Origin of the sequence: Exiguobacterium sp. AT1b (assembly GCF_000023045.1) — a bacterium.
In the GTDB taxonomy this organism is placed as follows: domain Bacteria; phylum Bacillota; class Bacilli; order Exiguobacteriales; family Exiguobacteriaceae; genus Exiguobacterium.
This window is the reverse complement of record NC_012673.1, coordinates 1,670,001-1,687,500: the sequence shown is the minus strand read 5'-3', so window position 1 is coordinate 1,687,500 and position 17,500 is coordinate 1,670,001. Positions and strand designations below refer to the sequence as shown.

Genomic DNA, 17,500 nt, shown 5'->3' with positions numbered 1-17,500 from the left:
GGAGCCGTGGAGCGCTTGGAAGTGAGAATGCCGGTGTGAGTAGCGAAAAGAGGGGTGAGAATCCCCTCCGTCGAAAGCCTAAGGTTTCCTGAGGAAGGCTCGTCCGCTCAGGGTTAGTCTGGACCTAAGCCGAGGCCGAAAGGCGTAGGCGATGGACAACAGGTCGATATTCCTGTACCGCCGTACCACCGTTTGAACGATGGGGGGACGCAGAAGGATAAGGTGACCGTGCGACTGGAAGTGCACGGACAAGCAGCGAGGCCGTCGGGTTGGCAAATCCGCCCGGCATACAAGGTTGAGCTGTGACGTGGAGCCCGTAGGGCGAAGCACCGGATTTCACGCTGCCAAGAAAAGCCTCTAGTGAGGAGGTCGGCGCCAGTACCGCAAACCGACACAGGTAGGCGAGATGAGAATTCTAAGACGCGCGGGATAACTCTCGTTAAGGAACTCGGCAAAATGGTCCCGTAACTTCGGGAGAAGGGACGCTTATGGCGACATAAGCCGCAGTGAATAGGCCCAAACGACTGTTTAGCAAAAACACAGGTCTCTGCTAAATCGCAAGATGAAGTATAGGGGCTGACGCCTGCCCGGTGCTGGAAGGTTAAGGGGATGTGTCATCGCAAGAGAAGCACTGAACCGAAGCCCCAGTAAACGGCGGCCGTAACTATAACGGTCCTAAGGTAGCGAAATTCCTTGTCGGGTAAGTTCCGACCCGCACGAAAGGCGTAACGATTTGGGCACTGTCTCAACGAGAGACCCGGTGAAATCATAGTACCTGTGAAGATGCAGGTTACCCGCGACAGGACGGAAAGACCCCATGGAGCTTTACTACAGCCTGATATTGAGGCTTTGTACGCGATGTACAGGATAGGTGGGAGTTTGTGAAGCCGGAGCGCCAGCTTCGGTGGAGACACCCTTGGGATACCACCCTTTGCGTATAGAGTCTCTAACTCGCAGCCGTGATCCGGCTGGAGGACCGTGTCAGGCGGGTAGTTTGACTGGGGCGGTCGCCTCCTAAACAGTAACGGAGGCGCCCAAAGGTTCCCTCAGAATGGTTGGAAATCATTCGAAGAGTGCAAAGGCAGAAGGGAGCTTGACTGCGAGACCTACAAGTCGAGCAGGGACGAAAGTCGGGCTTAGTGATCCGGTGGTTCCGCATGGAAGGGCCATCGCTCAACGGATAAAAGCTACCCTGGGGATAACAGGCTGATCTCCCCCAAGAGTCCACATCGACGGGGAGGTTTGGCACCTCGATGTCGGCTCATCGCATCCTGGGGCTGGAGTAGGTCCCAAGGGTTGGGCTGTTCGCCCATTAAAGCGGTACGCGAGCTGGGTTCAGAACGTCGTGAGACAGTTCGGTCCCTATCCGTCGTGGGCGTAGGAAATTTGAGGAGAGCTGTCCTTAGTACGAGAGGACCGGGATGGACGCACCGCTGGTGTACCAGTTGTTCCGCCAGGAGCACCGCTGGGTAGCTACGTGCGGACGGGATAAGTGCTGAAAGCATCTAAGCATGAAGCCCCCTCCGAGATGAGATTTCCCTTTGAGCAATCAAGAAAGACCCCTCAGAGACGATGAGGTAGATAGGTCATGGGTGGAAGCGTGGCGACACGTGGAGCTGAATGATACTAATCGGTCGAGGCTTTGATCTAGTCTAATGGTTTGTGTTGATGAATCCTCAGTTTTCAGGGAACAAGCCCTAAAGTCTGGTGGCGATAGCGAGACGGCCACACCCGTTCCCATGCCGAACACGGAAGTTAAGCGTCTCAGCGCCGAAAGTAGTTGGGGGATCTCCCCCTGTGAGGATAGGACGTTGCCAGGCAACAACGCAGAGGACGACCGAGCATACGCTCGGTCGTTTTTTTACGTTCATAATGAAACCGAACTCCAGGATCTACTGATCCACACAATGAAATTCCGAACAATTTGCATATAATTTAAGTCAATGAACACAATTCTGAACTTTCTGAACATCGGGAATTGAATTGCACTTTTGCGTTATACCTGTTACCATTACAGAAATATTTCGAAACAAAGATGTAGGTAGAACGAGAAAGGGGCCATCAATTTTTATGTGGGAAAATAAGTTTGCAAAAGAAGGTTTAACATTTGATGATGTATTACTCGTACCACGGTTTTCAAATGTTTTACCACGTGATGTTGATTTAAGCACGAAGCTCTGTGAAGGACTCGAATTAAATATTCCAATCATCAGTGCTGGTATGGATACCGTCACTGAAGCCCCAATGGCAATCGCTATGGCCCGTCAAGGCGGTTTAGGTGTCATTCACAAGAACATGTCGATGGAAATGCAGGCTGAGCACGTCGATCGCGTAAAGCGCTCAGAAAATGGTGTCATCACAAATCCGTTCTATTTAACTCCAGACCGTCAAGTATATGATGCAGAATACTTGATGAGTAAGTACCGTATTTCGGGCGTTCCAATCGTCAACTCAGAAGAAGAGCGTCAATTGATTGGTATTTTAACGAATCGTGATCTTCGCTTCATCAAAGACTATTCGACGGTGATCAAAGATGTCATGACGACAGAGAACCTTATCACAGCAAAAGTGGGTACATCACTTGAAGAAGCCGAGCGCATCCTTCATCAACATCGCATCGAGAAACTTCCACTTGTCGATGAGAACGGTGTATTGAAAGGTCTCATTACGACGAAAGACATCGAGAAGGTCGAACAGTTCCCGAACGCAGCAAAAGATAAGCAAGGTCGTCTTCTTGTCGCAGCTGCAGTCGGTGTGACGAAAGACGCGGCCTCACGTGCTCAAGTGTTGGTTGAAGCAGGTGTGGATGCACTAGTCATCGATACGGCACACGGCCACTCAGCTGGCGTACTTGAAAAAGTTCGTGAATTACGTGATATGTTCCCATCTCTTCCAATCATCGCAGGGAACGTGGCGACAGCAGAAGCGACACGTGCATTGATTGAAGCAGGAGCATCCGTCATTAAAGTTGGGATTGGACCAGGCTCAATCTGTACGACACGTGTTGTCGCAGGTGTCGGTGTTCCACAAATCACAGCAGTCTATGATTGTGTGATGGAAGCGAAAGAGCACGGTGTCTCAGTCATCGCTGACGGTGGAATCAAGTACTCTGGTGATATCGTCAAAGCGATTGCCGCAGGAGCCAACGCAGTCATGCTCGGAAGCTTGCTTGCAGGTGTGAAAGAGAGTCCAGGTGAGATGGAAATCTACCAAGGTCGTCAATTCAAGACGTACCGTGGTATGGGATCGGAAGCATCGATGAAACGTGGTAGTCAAGACCGTTACTTCCAAGAAGCGGACAAAAAGTTCGTTCCAGAAGGTATCGAAGGTCGCGTCGCGTATCGCGGTGAACTAGCTGACACGGTCTATCAATTGATCGGTGGTCTTCGTTCAGGTATGGGGTATTGCGGCGCTGCCGACATTCGTGCCCTTCGTGAAGACACACAGTTCATTCGTATGACAGGTGCTGGACTCCAAGAGAGCCACCCACACGATGTCAACATCACAAAAGAAGCACCAAACTATTCACGTTAATGAAAAGCCGCCATCCTGTTCACTCAGGATGGCGGTTCTTTATTTGCGTTTCTCGACTAAAATGACAGTTCCTCCCTGATCTTGTGCAGGAAGTGAAACGGTCACCTTCCCGTCTTTTTGAACCGTGTATGACTTGCCGCTATAGCGGTCAATCAAAACGGTCTTCGCCTTGTACGACGTCTTAAATGAAACGGTTTGCGCTTTTTCTTTCGTGTTCAATCCGACAAGAACAGACTGTTTGCCGTAGGCCCGCTCAAAGATCGAATAACCAGAAGTAGCATTCACAGCGACGGATGAACGTGTTCCTTTACTGAATACGTGAGAATAGTCTGCACGAATATTCAATAGCTTCTGGTAATGCGTATGCATCGCTTTCCCTTCTCCTTTGACACGTGACCAGTCGAAGTCATAGCGGTTCTCGTTAAATTCACCTTTGTCCATATCCCCTGCATGTTTCCCAGATTGTCCGACCTCTTCTCCGTAATAGATGACCGGTTGACCTTTGGCCGTAATCTGAAGGGCAGCAGCGACCATTTGCTTGCCTGTATCTCCACCTGCACGCGAGACGAGGAATCCATCTTCGTCATGGCTACTTAAGAATTGTCCAAGTGTTGCTTCATTCGATAATTGGTTATTCCGGTATTGGAGCGCTTTTTCTACATCTTCAACGTTGCCGTTTACGAATCGCTCGGCCTGGTATTTAAAATCGAAGTCGAGCAAGGAATCCATTTGACCACTTCTCAAATAGCCGCCTGTGTTGTTGATGCTGGCACCATAGTGTTCGCCGATGAGTTTGAAATCTGGTTTGATTGTTGTCAGCTCATTTTTGAATGACTTCCACGTCGTTGAATCCACATGTTTGACCGTATCGACACGGAAATAGTCAATCGTGTTTCCTTTTTTCGTTTTCGAACGTTTGATCCAATCGGTCTGCCATTTGACCAATTGCTCCCGCACGGCCGCTTCCTCGGTCTTGAAATCAGGAAGACCGGACAAGGACATTCTTTGGTCGTCCCCGTCAACCGGATTCTCACGAATCATGCCATCGAATACTTGGCGTTCCGCATCCGTCGGGAAATTCGTGACGTCTGAACTTGCGCCTGGTTCCATGCCATAGCCTGGATGGTTCAAGACGACATCGACCATGATTTTGATGCCGCGCTTATGCGCCTCGTCAATGAGTTTATGGAATGCGGCCATATCTCCAAGATGTTCATCAAGTTTCTCAAAGTTTTTCGCCCAGTATCCGTGATAGCCATATTGAGATCCGTCTTTCCCATAACGCAAATCCCAATCGATGTTATCCACAATCGGTGTGATCCAGATTGTATTGATGCCTAAGTCATCTAGATAATCGAGCTTTTTCGTGACGCCCGCAAAATCTCCTCCGTGGTATGATTCCGGATGGTCTTTGTCGTAGTACTCACGGTTCGGATTGTCATTGGACACGTCCCCGTTATAGAAACGGTCGGTCAGCATGAAGTAGATTCGTGCCTCATCCCAATCAAAGGCTTGTTTCTCTTTCATCGATTTCGGAACGACACGGATGGTGGTCTTCGAGCGATGGACATTTCCATATTGGTCGACGGCTGTGACAGAGAGCGTCTTGTTTCCTGGTTTGACCGTATCTTTCACCGCAATGGTTTGTGCATTCAATGCACGGTCGATGTGCAACTTAGCGGGTCCACCGAGAGGTCGTGCATCGATGTAGAGTTCACGAAGCGTCACGCCCTTCGGTAAAGTTGGTTTCACCCGTAGGACGGCATTTTCGCGGGAACTAATCGCTTTTGGACTGACTGAAGAAGTGAGTTTAACGGTCGGTTGGCGATACTCGATTTGAGAAGACTCAAAGTACGGATCCTTCACTTCAGTCGTCACCCCGTCTTTTGTGACGAGATACGTGTAATTATGAACGCCTTCAGGCAAGCGCACGGTGTGACGGAACCATTCGTTTTCAGCCTCATACGTCATCGGATAAGTTTCACCATTGATTTTGAGTGCGACCTGCTCGATTTCACTCATTTTTCCGGATTCATAGAGTGCTACATCGCGATAGAAGAAACTGATCCCGTCTGTACCGTACACCGGTCCGTTAATCGTCGGAACTTGATGGAACGTCCCTTTACCGCTTTCGACGCGGACCTTCGTGACACGGTCTTCTCCAAGCGTGACGTATCTGTCTTCTCCGTATGCGTCCTTCACAGCCCAATCCGTTCCTTTTCGGATCACAAATCCGACTTTGGTGGCGTCTTGACCGACGGGAATTCGGAAGATGGCACCCTCCTCCGTGATACGATATGGATCAACTTGGCCGTCTTTTTTGCCGGTGCTCCACGTCCACAAGTTCCAATCCGTATAATCTCCATCCGCGCGGACATATTTCATCTCGATATAACGAGTCGTTTCCCACGGATCGGCGAGCTTGGTTGCCGTTTTGAACGAAGTCGTCAAGGCAGGGAGTGACGTGTTCGAAATCGTCCCGGTCACTGCGTCCGCTGAGATCGTCGCCGTATAGGACGTATCGAGGGCGAGTGCCTCTTTCGGCTGAAGTGTCACAGTCGAACCGTTCACTGTCACGTCGACCGGGATCTGCGTTTCTCCTTGTTGTAGCGTGACTGCTTCAGTATCGAGACGGACGGGTTCGTTGAACGTCCATGTGATTGGGGCAGACACATCCACGTCGATTGAGGCTGAAACCGGGGTCACCGAAACGACCTCAAGCTGATCAATCGTCTCCACCCCATTTAACGTGAACGGGGCACTATACACAGATTGCGTCGACGGAGTAGCAGCGACGTTCCAGCTGTTCGCCAATTGGTTGGCCGCGTTACTTGGAATCGTATCGAACGCACCATGTTCTCCTGCATTATTGCCGCTCAATACAGTCAAGGCACGGACTTGGTCTCCATTGTTTAGCCCGAGTAAGGAGAGCGGAATCTTTCCTTCGAATCCTTTCGTCCGGTCCACTGCGAAAGCCGCCCCGTTCAATTGGTTCAATTGTAAGAGAGGGGTATCCTGTCCGGCCTTATAGAGGGCCGCCTCTTTGACTTTTTGATCGCCGTCGACACGAACGAGAATATGATATTGTGGTGCCTTGTCGACGCCTGTAAAGTCGAATGGGTATCCGAGTGGATTTTTAGAGATGCCAGAATCCTCATCGTTAATTTGAAGGGCGATATTAATGTATTGTCCGTTGTCACCCCAATTCGGGACATTGTTCGCATCTACATAAAAATAAAGATGTTGGGCATCGTTTTGTATGTATAAATCGCCGACATCAAATCCTTGCCAACCTGTAGCCGGGGAAGTCGCAAGAGCTGGGGTTGAAGTCCAGTCTGTTTTCGATCCATCAATCGTCATCGTAGTCGGTTCGGCCAATGCGTTCATCGGGACACCGGCTTGAATGAGTAATGCTCCGGAAAGGATCAGCGTCGAAGCCTGACGAGCGGTTGTTTTTTTCATGAGGCACCTCTTCCTGTCAAATGTATTTGCACACTTTTATGCAAACGTTTTCAAAAACAGTTTAGCGGAACTTGAAAGCGCTCACAATATGTTTTTGCAAAAATAATAAACCGCCTCTCCTATTTTCAAAGGAGAAGCGGTCAAGAGGATGGAGCGACGAGCTTTCCTTTTACAATCAGGCGCTCTGTCGTATCGAACGTACACGTGATTAACGTGATGGTTGGGATGGAGGTGTCATCTAATACATCGACTCGTTCAGGAGAGACGGTTTCAAGCGAAGTGACTACGTACTCATACGTTTGCGTTTCATCCTGAAGGTAGATCGTCGCACCGACCTCGATTTCATGGAGCGGTCCGAATAGAGCGGTCGCTCGTTGTAAATAGTGGCCGGCGAGCGCGTAGTTCCCTTTGCCCATCTCTTGTTCAGGATGCATCGTTCCGGCGCCTACCGCGAGACTTTCATTGTCCAATCCTTTCATGATGGGAAGTTTCAGTGAGACATCGGGAATCGAAATCAAACCGATTGTCGGCAAATCATGAAACCGATTGCGCGCTTGTAGGACGTCCGATACAGAGAGTGGACTGACGGCTTTGAAATCATAGCTTGGATCCAATTCGCTCTCTTCTTGAAATTCCATCTGTTCTATCACGTATTCACTCGTCGAACTAGCAATGGCATTTTTCCAAATCGGGCTCGTCAAAAAGAGGACGCCGCTCCCGATGAGTAAAAGTCCGATGAACCATCGGATACGTCGATTCATGATTTTCCTCCTTTTGCAACTGCCCACGCAACCATCAACTGCTCAATCACGTCAGGTAACGTCGACTCAGACAAATGCGCAAACCCGAACAGAAATTGCTTGTGGGAGTCTGGATACACGATGCGATAGTCGTTCATGGATTTAATGGCGATTCCCGCGGATTCGGCGGACTGCTTCAATTCTTGTTCCGTTCGCTCGGTGGCGATGGTCAACACGACGTGCAGTCCGGCACTTGCTCCGGTCACGGTGACGGTCGGTTCGAATGGTCGGAAGGCAGCGAGGACACTTTCTAACTTACGACGGTATATTTTTCGCATCCGGTTCAAATGCTTTTCAAAGTCACCGCTCGACATGAATAGGGCCAACGTTTGTTGTTCGAACCGGGGAACGCTACAGGTGAAATACCGGTGTCGTTCCCGATAACGGTTTAATAAAGGTGTCGGTAAGACCATATAGCCGATGCGTAAGGATGGCATGAGAGATTTTGAAAACGTACTGATGTAGATGACCCGTTCGTTCGGGTCCATGCTCTGCAGGGACGGGATCGGCTTGCCGCTATAGCGAAACTCGCTGTCGTAATCGTCTTCGATGATATACGTCTGATGGACGAGTGCCCAATTTAACAAACGTTGTCTTCGACTGACGGACAAGACGGTCCCTGTCGGAAATTGATGAGCAGGTGTGACATATAGTGCATCGATTGCATGACGCTCGAGCTCATTCACACAAACACCACTATCGTCTACCGGAATCGGAATCGATGTGCGTCCTTGTTGCTCGAACAACAGGCGCGTGAGCGGATAGCCAGGGTCTTCGATTCCGAAGATAGACGAGTCCGGTAAGAGATTCAAGAGCTGTGGCAACAGCTGTTCCGTTCCGGAGCCGACGATGATCTGTTCTGGTGAGCACTGTACGCCGCGAGAGTGATAGAGATACGTGGCGATTTCTTGACGCAATTCTATATCTCCTTGAACAGAACCTAACGCAAGTAATTCATGATTCACGTCATCGACGACATGTTTGATATGTCGCTTCCACCGTTCAAACGGGAAGGCAGTCGTGTCGATTTGACTCGGGGAAACATCATAAGCATACGTCTTTCGTGGAGGTGTCGGGGCGATGGTGCTACTCGAGCGCCGGACGTACAGCTCCTCTTGTGGTAACACATAAAATCCTTTTCGAGGAATGGATTCGATGTATCCTTCGGCGAGTAACTGGGCATATGCGAACTCGACCGTTGTCTGCGACACATCTAAAAATTGAGAGAGCTTACGCTTTGAAGGTAATTTAGTTCCTGTTTTTAACGTATCGTCGAGGATGGCATCCCGAATGTGTTTGTACAATTGCTCGTAAAGCGGGATGGACGACTCTTGATCAAGCGATAAGGTAAGCATGTCCATGGTGTGACGTTCCTTTCTTTATGAACCAAAAAAGAAGTAGAGCATAAACCCAAGAATGATGATGAAAGAGACAATCCCGGGTGTACCGAATGAGGCACGATGACCCCCATCAAACGAATCACGGTTTAACATACGTATTCCTCCTTTATACTTCAACAGGTTCGGGATAGATGAAATGGAGTCCTTTATTTAAACTGACCACTTTAAATAATAAGAAACTGACACTTTTAATATAGTCAATACAACTTATACTAGCAAGTAGAACACGAACCAATGGAGGGATTTCAATGGAAAAGAGACAAGTAGGGACAGATAAAGTAAAACGTGGGATGGCAGAAATGCAAAAAGGTGGCGTCATCATGGACGTCATCAACGCCGAACAGGCAAAGATCGCTGAAGCTGCCGGTGCTGTGGCTGTCATGGCGCTCGAACGTGTACCATCAGATATCCGTAAAATGGGTGGCGTTGCCCGTATGGCTGACCCGACAATCATTGAAGATGTCATGGGGGCAGTATCTGTACCGGTTATGGCAAAATGCCGGATCGGGCACATCGCTGAAGCACGCGTTCTCGAGTCGATGGGGGTCGACTTCATTGATGAGAGCGAAGTGTTGACACCAGCCGACGAAGAGTTCCACTTGTACAAGCGCGACTACACGGCGCCGTTCGTATGTGGAGCACGCGACCTCGGTGAAGCAGCCCGCCGTATCGGTGAAGGGGCAGCGATGATTCGTACAAAAGGGGAGCCAGGAACAGGGAACATCGTCGAAGCGGTTCGTCATATGCGTACAGTCCAAGCGCAAGTGAAACGTCTCTTGTCGATGAGTGTGGATGAGGTCATGACAGAGGCGCGCGACCTCGGTGCACCGTTTGAAGTATTGATGCAGATTCGTGAAGCGGGTCGTCTCCCGGTCGTAAACTTTGCGGCAGGTGGAATTGCGACACCAGCGGACGCTGCCTTGATGATGCATCTCGGGGCAGACGGAGTCTTTGTCGGATCAGGGATCTTCAAAGCAGAGAATCCAGAGAAATTTGCACGTGCCATCGTGGAAGCTACGACGTACCACGATGACTATGAGCGGATCGCGCACTTGTCAAAAGGATTGGGTGAGGCGATGAAAGGACTTGACGTCCGCACGCTCAAAGAAGAAGAACTCATGGCACCACGAGGCTGGTAAGATGGTGACGATTGGCGTATTAGGGATGCAAGGTGCGATTCGCGAGCATGTTCGCATGCTGGAAACGCTCGGTGCCCAAACCGTTGTAGTCCGCTCGCTAGAAGACTTGCAAGCGATTGACGGACTCGTGTTACCAGGGGGAGAGAGCACGGCGATGCGTCGACTACTCGACCGTTACGGTCTGCTCGAACCACTTCGAGAGATGGAAAAGTTACCGATGTTCGGCACATGTGCCGGCATGATTCTTCTCGCGAACGAAGTCGAAGGGTATGACGCCCACTTGAAAAAAATCCCGATGACAGTGAAACGCAATGCGTTCGGACGTCAGGTCGACAGTTTTGAGGTCGACCTTCCAGTGAAAGGAATCGATGAGCCAGTCGAAGCGGTCTTCATTCGTGCCCCACAAGTGGCACGCGTTGAACCAGAAGTAGATGTGCTCGCTGAAGTCGAGGAAGCGATTGTGGCGGTCCGTTACAATCAGTATCTTGCTTGCTCGTTCCACCCCGAATTGACGGATGACCTCTCGTTACATCGCTATTTTATCGAGATGGTCAAAGCGAATCAGAGTCAACATGTATAAGTTTGAGGGACCTCGCAAAAAGGGGGTCCTTCAAACTTATTTTTTGTTACACTGAACAAAGAAGCGTACAGAAAGGGGAAACGATGTGAAGGCCCGTTATTTCATCATATTGCTCACTGTCGTATTCGTCATACAGACCATGTTGCCATCGGCTGCCTCTGCGGCCGCTCCGAAAGTGGATGCAGCAAGCGCGATGCTTGTAGACGTGACGACAGGACAAGTTCTATTTGCCAAACAAGAAGATTCGATGCTTCAGCCGGCTTCAATCACGAAGCTGATGACTGCATTTTTGACGCGTGAGGCGATTGAAGCAGGGAAACTCAGTTGGACACAAGAAATCACACCGAGCGATGCTGCTTTGGCGTTGACGAGAAAGCCGGGGTTGGCACGAATCCCGCTGTTAAATAAACCATATACCGTCAAAGAGTTATACGATGCCGCGTTGATTCGTTCAGCGAATGAAGCGGCCGTAACGCTCGGGGAGGCCGTATCCGGTTCGGAAGAGGCATTTGTCAAAGAGATGAATCGTCGGGCCGATGAACTCGGGATGACCCAAACGACGTTCGCGAACGCCTCAGGACTCGATTCCGAATCTGCAGGTCTACCAGGAGACAACTTGACGTCTGCTAAGGACTTGATGAAGCTCGCGATCGCGTATTTGACGACGTATCCGGAAGTGCTCGACGTGACGAAGCGGGCATACGTGGACGTCGACGGTGTTCGATTTGATGCGACGAATCGCATGCTCGCTAATCGTGACCTCGCTTATCCGGGAATGCTCGGCTTCAAGACAGGAACGACGAATGAGGCGGGATATTGTTTCATCGGCGTATCTACACGGGATGGGCGTACCGTTTTGTCGGTCGTCCTCGGTGCAACATCGGACGAGGGACGTTATGCAGCAACGAAAGCGCTACATGATTATGCCTATGCAGATTTCGTGATGACCCCAATCTTGCGGATGGGGGAGACAATCTCCAAGATGGCAACGGTCTCTCAAGGCGAGGAAGAGCAAGTCGCGGTCCGAACGACGAACGACTTTGAAGTATTAGTCGAAAAAGGAAGACCCGTACCGGAGCCCGAATATGATCTGCTTGATTTAGAGGCTCCGATTAAGGCTGACACACAGGCAGGCATGGTCACCATCGATTCTTCGGAGAACGTACGCTATTTAGAGGGAGAGGCTCCTCCTAAGATGGCACTTGTTACAGCGGAGTCGGTCGATACCGCCTCGTTCTTGACGAGAATAACACGAGCTTTTTTGGATTTCCTCGATCAAATCCGACTCGCACTTGGAAAAATCAGTCTTGTCGAACAAGTTGAGATGTTGTAAAGTAAGATTAATTCAATGACAGATGCGATGATGAGAATAAGTACGTTACGTACGTCTACTGACAGAGAGCTAGTGGTTGGTGCAAACTAGTGAGATGACGTGACCGAATCGGCCTCGGAGCATTGACTTGGAAACAGGTCACGTTCGCACACGTTACGTGCATCGAGTGGCTCAAACTTTTGAGCAACGAGGGTGGCAACGCGGATCCAAGGTGGTTCGTCCCTTTCCTACGGGAAAGGGACGTGCCACCTTTTTTATATGAAAAAGGAGGAATAGCAATGTTAGACATTAAACGTTTGCGACAGGATTTTGAAGGAATCAAAGAAAAGTTAGCTCACCGGGGGGAAGACTTGAGTGCACTTGACCGCTTCCCACAACTAGAGGAGAAACGTCGTGACTTGATCAACGAAGTGGAAGTGAAGAAAGCGAAGCGCAACGAAGCGACAAAACAAATCGCTGAATTGAAGCGGAACAAAGAAGATGCCGAAGGCCCGATCTTAGAGACACGTCGCCTCGGAGATGAAATCAAACTGTTGGACGAAGAGTTACGCGAAGTTGAGGCAGAACTCAACTTGATTTTACTCAGCATCCCAAATATCCCGCACGAATCAACACCAATCGGCGAAACGGAAGACGACAACGTGACGATTCGCGAAATCGGGACAAAGCCCGAGTTTGATTTCGAGCCCAAGCAACATTGGGACGTGATGGAAGACCTTCAAATCGTCGATGTCGAGCGCGCTGGAAAAGTAACGGGTAGCCGCTTCGTCTTCTATAAAGGATTAGGCGCTCGCCTAGAACGTGCCCTGATCAACTTTATGATGGACCTTCATTCAGATGAGCATGGGTACGCTGAAGTGTTACCTCCTTACATGGTCAATCGTGATTCAATGACAGGAACGGGTCAGCTTCCTAAGTTCGAAGAAGATGCATTTAAAGTAGCGGACACGAACTACTTCCTCGTTCCGACGGCTGAAGTACCGGTCACGAACATGCACCGTGAAGAGATTCTTCCGGAGACACAACTTCCAATCGCGTATACAGCATATAGCGCAAACTTCCGTTCTGAAGCTGGGTCAGCGGGACGTGACACACGTGGATTAATTCGTCAGCACCAATTCAATAAAGTCGAGCTCGTCCGCTTCGTAAAACCGGAAGAGTCTTATGAGCAATTGGAACTGTTGACAGGTCATGCTGAAGAAGTCTTAAAACGTCTAGGCCTTCCTTATCAAGTGCTCAGCATGTGTACGGCAGATCTCGGATTCACTGCCGCGAAAAAATACGATATTGAAGTATGGATGCCGGCACAAGGGGTATATCGTGAAATCTCGTCTTGCTCAAACTTTGAAGATTTCCAAGCGCGTCGTGCGGGAATTCGTTTCCGTCGTGACGCCAATGCGAAACCTGAGTTCGTGCATACGTTGAACGGTTCAGGTCTAGCGGTCGGACGGACGGTCGCAGCGATTCTAGAAAATTATCAACAAGCGGATGGATCGGTCGTGATCCCAGAAGTTCTTCGTCCTTACATGGGTGGGAAAGAAAAGATTGAAATGCCGAATTAAACGCTTGAGCAGCCTCGATTTTGAGGCTGCTCAATTTTTTTAATGTTTTTTCACAAAAGGGTTTGACATCTGTCTCTTCAGTTGGTACTATAAATCATGTCGAGCGACACTGTTGCTCACGAATTGCATATGAGCTTTGGAGGTGTACCCAAGTGGTTTAAGGGAACGGTCTTGAAAACCGTCAGGGGTGTAACAGCCTGCGTGGGTTCGAATCCCACCACCTCCTCCATTTCTTTTTTGGAGGCTCACACAATTTTATATCTTTTGGAGGTGTACCCAAGTGGTTTAAGGGAACGGTCTTGAAAACCGTCAGGGGTGTAACAGCCTGCGTGGGTTCGAATCCCACCACCTCCTCCACTTTCTTTTTTTTACACTTTTTTAGGCCTGGAGTTGTACCCAAGTCCGGCTGAAGGGGACGGACTCGAAATCCGTTAGGAGTCGCAAGGCTCGCGTGGGTTCGAATCCCACCAACTCCGCTTTCAATCGGGCATCTGCAGAGGCAGATGCATTTTTTGTATCCACAGACATAAGTACTGTGGATTTTTTTATGCACAAAAAAGAAGGATCACGCTGTCGTTGGCGCAATCCTTCTATTGATTATCTCACTTTTGCTTCGCGCGCAATCGTGAGTTGCTTTTCGATTTTCTCAAGAATGAGTTCGACTGAATCAGGGTCGTTGATGAGGTCGTACTCTTCAATCGAGAGACGCAATACCGGACACAGGTTGAAGTTGTTGATCCATTCTGTGTAGCGGGCGTACATCTCTTCCCAATAAGCGATTGGTGTTTGCTGCTCCATCTCGCGACCGCGCATTTGAATGCGTTCAAGTACTTGTTCGAACGAACCTTCGAGATAGATTAATAGATCCGGGTGCGGGAAGAACGGTGTCAACACCATTGCCTCGAACAAACTAGAATACGTTTCGTAGTCTGTTGGTGACATCGTCCCTTTTTCATAGTGCATCTTGGCGAAGATGCCTGTATCTTCATAGATTGAACGATCTTGGATGAAGCCGCCACCGTATTGGAAGATTTTCTTCTGTTCTTTAAAACGTTCTGCCAAGAAGTAAATTTGAAGATGGAAGCTCCAACGCTCGAAATCATGATAGAATTTATCGAGGTAAGGGTTCGTATCTACTTTTTCGAGAGACGTTCGGAAATTCAATGCATCGGCTAACGAATTGGTGATCGTTGATTTCCCGATCCCAACCATTCCACCGATTGTAATGATCGTATCGTTCGGGATGTTATATTTATCAATCAGCTTCATTTTATTTGGGCTCCTTTAGTTAATTCTAATTCACGCTCAATCGTTTTTAGGACATGAGTCAAGTCGTCCGGATTGTGTACAAAGTCGAGTTCATCCCCACTGAACGAGAGGATTTTCACTTCTGGATGGGCCGCGCGATATGATTCAACAAACGTCTCATAGTCGTGAGCAAGTTGTTCGAGGTAATCACGAGACATATTCTCTTCCACTTCACGTCCACGCAAGGCGACTCGTTTCATTAATGTCTCAATGCTGGCATGTAAGTAAATGACGACATCAGGTTTCGGCATATCATGTGTCAAAATCTTATAAATCTGCTCGTACTTGTTCAAGTGTGCCGGTTTCAGCGAACGGTGAGCAAAAATCAAGTTTTTGAAAATATGATAGTCCGAAACGACGGATTGTTGCTGACTCAAGTGGTGTTTGTGAATATCATCCAACTGCTTGAATCGATTGCACAAGAAGAACATTTCCGTTTGGAAACTCCATTCTTCGATATCTTCATAAAACTTGCCGAGAAATGGGTTCTCTTCTACAATTTCATTCAGCATCTGCATCGAGAAATGCTGACTGATGATATGGGCCAGTGATGTTTTCCCGACACCAATCGGTCCTTCTACCGTTATAAACATATGATGTCATCCTCCATTATCCAAAGTGCAAGTTCCATTCTAGCACACAATACGAGCGATATGGCGAGGGATTTGATTTTCATTTTTTTTCATAGTTTTAAACAAGAAATGAGGTGAATCGATGGAACGTGATGAGCGATTTATGCAATTGGCCATCGAAGAGGCAAAGAAAGCAGAAGCCATTGGCGAGGTGCCGATTGGTTGTGTGATCGTGAAGGGAGACCAGGTGATCGCAACCGGGCACAATCGTCGTGAGACGGATCGATTGGCGGCAGCACACGCCGAGATGATTGCGATTGAAACGGCCAATGAGACACTAGGGAATTGGCGATTAGAAGACTGCGAACTATACGTTACCCTTGAACCGTGTCCGATGTGTGCGGGCGCAATCGTGTTGTCTCGCGTGAAACGTGTCATTTTCGGTGCCCACGACCCGAAAGGTGGATGTTGTGGGACGTTGATGAACTTGGTGCAGGATGAGCGGTTCAATCACCAAGCCGAAGTGACAGAAAATGTTTTAGCAGAAGAATGTGGACAGCTCCTGACAGATTTCTTCCGAGCGCTTCGAGAAAGGAAGAAACAAGAACGACTCAATCAGAGAGGTTGCAACCCAATCGATTAAACAGTATAATGTAATAGCACTCGAGATAGTGCCTAATTTCATTTACCCATTTGCCGTGCTAGGTGGGGAGGTAGCGGTGCCCTGTCACTCGCAATCCGCTGTAGCGAGACTGAATCCCGATTCGAGGGAGTGCGCTGGTGTGGTCTGCCTTATGTAAGTGGCGTTGACGTCTGAGTCCTGCGCAACGGTCACCCATGAACCAGGTCAGGTCCGGAAGGAAGCAGCCTTAAGTGGTGACGTACCGTGTGCCGCAGGGGTGCTTGGGCTGAGCAAACTGCATGAGTAACGCATGTTGACGTGCTTTCAGAAATCGGTGCGCGGCAGATTTATTTTATAACTTCAATCTATGGCCCCCGGGCTGTAGATTTTTTTGTATGATGAGATAGAGAAGAACAGTAGGGAAGGAGGCGAACTCATGGCGTATCAAGCGTTATATCGTGTATATCGACCTCAATCGTTTCAAGAGGTCGTCGGTCAAGTCCATATCACACGTACGATTCAAAACGCTCTGTTAGAGGAGCGGATGTCACATGCGTACCTGTTTTCTGGCCCGCGTGGAACGGGGAAGACGAGTTTGGCGAAAATCATTGCCAAGGCAATCAACTGTGAAAGCGCGCCGACACGTGAACCATGTAACACCTGTCCGACGTGTATCGCCATCACGGAAGGGACGAGTCCCGACGTGTTTGAAATTGATGCCGCATCGAACAACGGGGTTGACGAAATTCGGGAGATTCGAGACAAAGTCAAATATCCGCCGTCCCAAGGGCGTTACAAAGTATACATCATTGATGAAGTGCATATGTTATCGACCGGTGCATTCAACGCGTTGTTAAAGACGCTTGAGGAACCACCGGCACATGCGATATTCATCTTGGCCACGACAGAACCACATAAAATTCCGGCTACAATCATTTCCCGCTGTCAGCGATTTGATGTCAAACGACATGAAGTGAGTCAATTGCAAACGCGGATGGCCTATATTTTGAACGACCAAGACCATGACTACGATCCGGAAGCGTTGAAACTCATCGCACGTGCTGCCGATGGCGGGATGCGAGATGCCCTTAGCTTACTTGATCAGGCGCTCGCATTCAGTGATGGGCGGTTGACGGAAGAAGCGGTGTTAGAAGTCACGGGTGCCGTGACGGATGAAACGTTGCTCGA

General features: G+C 49.2%; 12 protein-coding genes, 3 tRNA genes, 2 rRNA genes, 1 other RNA gene and 1 other annotated feature (2 of these 19 only partly in view). Of the genes, 13 read left to right on the top strand and 5 right to left on the bottom strand.

The annotated features are described in order from the left end of the window. The 3 genes from EAT1B_RS08770 to guaB all read left to right on the top strand — a co-directional run. Positions 1 to 1,650: ribosomal RNA gene (locus EAT1B_RS08770) — 23S ribosomal RNA — on the top strand (it extends 1,263 nt beyond the left edge of the window). Between the two features lie 53 nt (positions 1,651 to 1,703). Next, positions 1,704 to 1,820: ribosomal RNA gene (gene rrf / locus EAT1B_RS08765) — 5S ribosomal RNA — on the top strand. Between the two features lie 250 nt (positions 1,821 to 2,070). Beyond that, positions 2,071 to 3,534, top strand: coding sequence for an IMP dehydrogenase (guaB, locus tag EAT1B_RS08760; RefSeq protein ID WP_012727767.1), 1,464 nt, complete (start codon positions 2,071 to 2,073; stop codon positions 3,532 to 3,534). Between the two features lie 39 nt (positions 3,535 to 3,573). Here guaB and EAT1B_RS08755 read toward each other — a convergent pair whose 3' ends face one another. From EAT1B_RS08755 to EAT1B_RS08745, 3 genes are all read right to left on the bottom strand, one after another. Further along, entirely contained in the window at positions 3,574 to 6,996 is a 3,423-nt protein-coding gene (locus EAT1B_RS08755) for an alpha-amylase family glycosyl hydrolase (protein ID WP_012727766.1), read from the bottom strand. 140 nt (positions 6,997 to 7,136) lie between these two features. Next, complete coding sequence (locus tag EAT1B_RS08750) at positions 7,137 to 7,757, bottom strand: class A sortase (protein ID WP_012727765.1); 621 nt, start codon at positions 7,755 to 7,757, stop codon at positions 7,137 to 7,139. Continuing rightward, a complete protein-coding gene (locus EAT1B_RS08745) occupies positions 7,754 to 9,157 on the bottom strand; it encodes a PLP-dependent aminotransferase family protein (RefSeq protein ID WP_012727764.1) in 1,404 nt (467 codons plus the stop codon). Before EAT1B_RS08745 ends, EAT1B_RS08750 begins: the two co-directional genes overlap by 4 nt. Positions 9,158 to 9,444: 287 nt before the next feature. On the opposite strand from EAT1B_RS08745, the gene pdxS reads away from it, so the two are divergent. The 7 genes from pdxS (at position 9,445) to EAT1B_RS08705 (ending at position 14,286) form a co-directional block, all read left to right on the top strand. Continuing rightward, positions 9,445 to 10,335 carry a pyridoxal 5'-phosphate synthase lyase subunit PdxS gene (gene pdxS, locus EAT1B_RS08735; protein WP_012727762.1) on the top strand — a complete coding sequence of 297 codons (891 nt, stop codon included), beginning with the start codon at positions 9,445 to 9,447 and terminating at the stop codon, positions 10,333 to 10,335. Between the two features lie 4 nt (positions 10,336 to 10,339). Next, positions 10,340 to 10,915 carry a pyridoxal 5'-phosphate synthase glutaminase subunit PdxT gene (pdxT, locus tag EAT1B_RS08730; protein WP_035387929.1) on the top strand — a complete coding sequence of 192 codons (576 nt, stop codon included), beginning with the start codon at positions 10,340 to 10,342 and terminating at the stop codon, positions 10,913 to 10,915. A gap of 85 nt (positions 10,916 to 11,000) precedes the next feature. Next, the gene (locus EAT1B_RS08725) at positions 11,001 to 12,248 is read left to right on the top strand and encodes a D-alanyl-D-alanine carboxypeptidase family protein (protein WP_012727760.1); all 1,248 of its coding nucleotides are present in this window, start codon (positions 11,001 to 11,003) and stop codon (positions 12,246 to 12,248) included. An 18-nt stretch (positions 12,249 to 12,266) separates the two neighbouring features. Then, positions 12,267 to 12,475, top strand: a binding site (T-box leader). A 51-nt stretch (positions 12,476 to 12,526) separates the two neighbouring features. Further along, positions 12,527 to 13,810, top strand: a complete 1,284-nt coding sequence (gene serS, locus EAT1B_RS08720) for a serine--tRNA ligase (protein WP_012727759.1) — start codon at positions 12,527 to 12,529, stop codon at positions 13,808 to 13,810. Between the two features lie 138 nt (positions 13,811 to 13,948). Then, positions 13,949 to 14,039, top strand: a tRNA-Ser gene (locus tag EAT1B_RS08715). Between the two features lie 37 nt (positions 14,040 to 14,076). Beyond that, a tRNA-Ser gene (locus EAT1B_RS08710) sits at positions 14,077 to 14,167 on the top strand. Positions 14,168 to 14,196: 29 nt separating this feature from the next. Beyond that, a tRNA-Ser gene (locus tag EAT1B_RS08705) sits at positions 14,197 to 14,286 on the top strand. Between the two features lie 121 nt (positions 14,287 to 14,407). Here EAT1B_RS08705 and EAT1B_RS08700 read toward each other — a convergent pair. Together EAT1B_RS08700 and EAT1B_RS08695 are read right to left on the bottom strand one after the other, a co-directional pair. After that, the gene (locus EAT1B_RS08700) at positions 14,408 to 15,079 is read right to left on the bottom strand and encodes a deoxynucleoside kinase (RefSeq protein ID WP_012727758.1); all 672 of its coding nucleotides are present in this window, start codon (positions 15,077 to 15,079) and stop codon (positions 14,408 to 14,410) included. After that, positions 15,076 to 15,711 carry a deoxynucleoside kinase gene (locus EAT1B_RS08695; RefSeq protein ID WP_012727757.1) on the bottom strand — a complete coding sequence of 212 codons (636 nt, stop codon included), beginning with the start codon at positions 15,709 to 15,711 and terminating at the stop codon, positions 15,076 to 15,078. Before EAT1B_RS08695 ends, EAT1B_RS08700 begins: the two co-directional genes overlap by 4 nt. A gap of 121 nt (positions 15,712 to 15,832) precedes the next feature. On the opposite strand from EAT1B_RS08695, the gene tadA reads away from it, so the two are divergent. From tadA to dnaX, 3 genes are all read left to right on the top strand, one after another. Then, complete coding sequence (gene tadA / locus EAT1B_RS08690) at positions 15,833 to 16,333, top strand: tRNA adenosine(34) deaminase TadA (protein ID WP_012727756.1); 501 nt, start codon at positions 15,833 to 15,835, stop codon at positions 16,331 to 16,333. 53 nt (positions 16,334 to 16,386) lie between these two features. Next, positions 16,387 to 16,654: signal recognition particle sRNA large type (gene ffs, locus EAT1B_RS15775), an RNA gene on the top strand. A gap of 94 nt (positions 16,655 to 16,748) precedes the next feature. Next, on the top strand, positions 16,749 to 17,500 hold the start of the coding sequence (gene dnaX / locus EAT1B_RS08685; RefSeq protein WP_012727755.1) for a DNA polymerase III subunit gamma/tau. It continues 925 nt past the right edge of the window; the window shows 752 of its 1,677 coding nt (coding positions 1–752); the start codon lies at positions 16,749 to 16,751; the stop codon falls past the right edge of the window.

What these genes read in the sequence shown, in the direction of transcription:
- guaB (WP_012727767.1), top strand. Translation starts at nt 2,071, where the DNA reads ATGTGGGAAAATAAGTTTGCAAAAGAAGGTTTAACATTTGATGATGTA.
- EAT1B_RS08755 (WP_012727766.1), bottom strand. Translation starts at nt 6,996, where the DNA reads ATGAAAAAAACAACCGCTCGTCAGGCTTCGACGCTGATCCTTTCCGGA.
- EAT1B_RS08750 (WP_012727765.1), bottom strand. Translation starts at nt 7,757, where the DNA reads ATGAATCGACGTATCCGATGGTTCATCGGACTTTTACTCATCGGGAGC.
- EAT1B_RS08745 (WP_012727764.1), bottom strand. Translation starts at nt 9,157, where the DNA reads ATGGACATGCTTACCTTATCGCTTGATCAAGAGTCGTCCATCCCGCTT.
- pdxS (WP_012727762.1), top strand. Translation starts at nt 9,445, where the DNA reads ATGGAAAAGAGACAAGTAGGGACAGATAAAGTAAAACGTGGGATGGCA.
- serS (WP_012727759.1), top strand. Translation starts at nt 12,527, where the DNA reads ATGTTAGACATTAAACGTTTGCGACAGGATTTTGAAGGAATCAAAGAA.
- EAT1B_RS08700 (WP_012727758.1), bottom strand. Translation starts at nt 15,079, where the DNA reads ATGAAGCTGATTGATAAATATAACATCCCGAACGATACGATCATTACA.
- EAT1B_RS08695 (WP_012727757.1), bottom strand. Translation starts at nt 15,711, where the DNA reads ATGTTTATAACGGTAGAAGGACCGATTGGTGTCGGGAAAACATCACTG.
- tadA (WP_012727756.1), top strand. Translation starts at nt 15,833, where the DNA reads ATGGAACGTGATGAGCGATTTATGCAATTGGCCATCGAAGAGGCAAAG.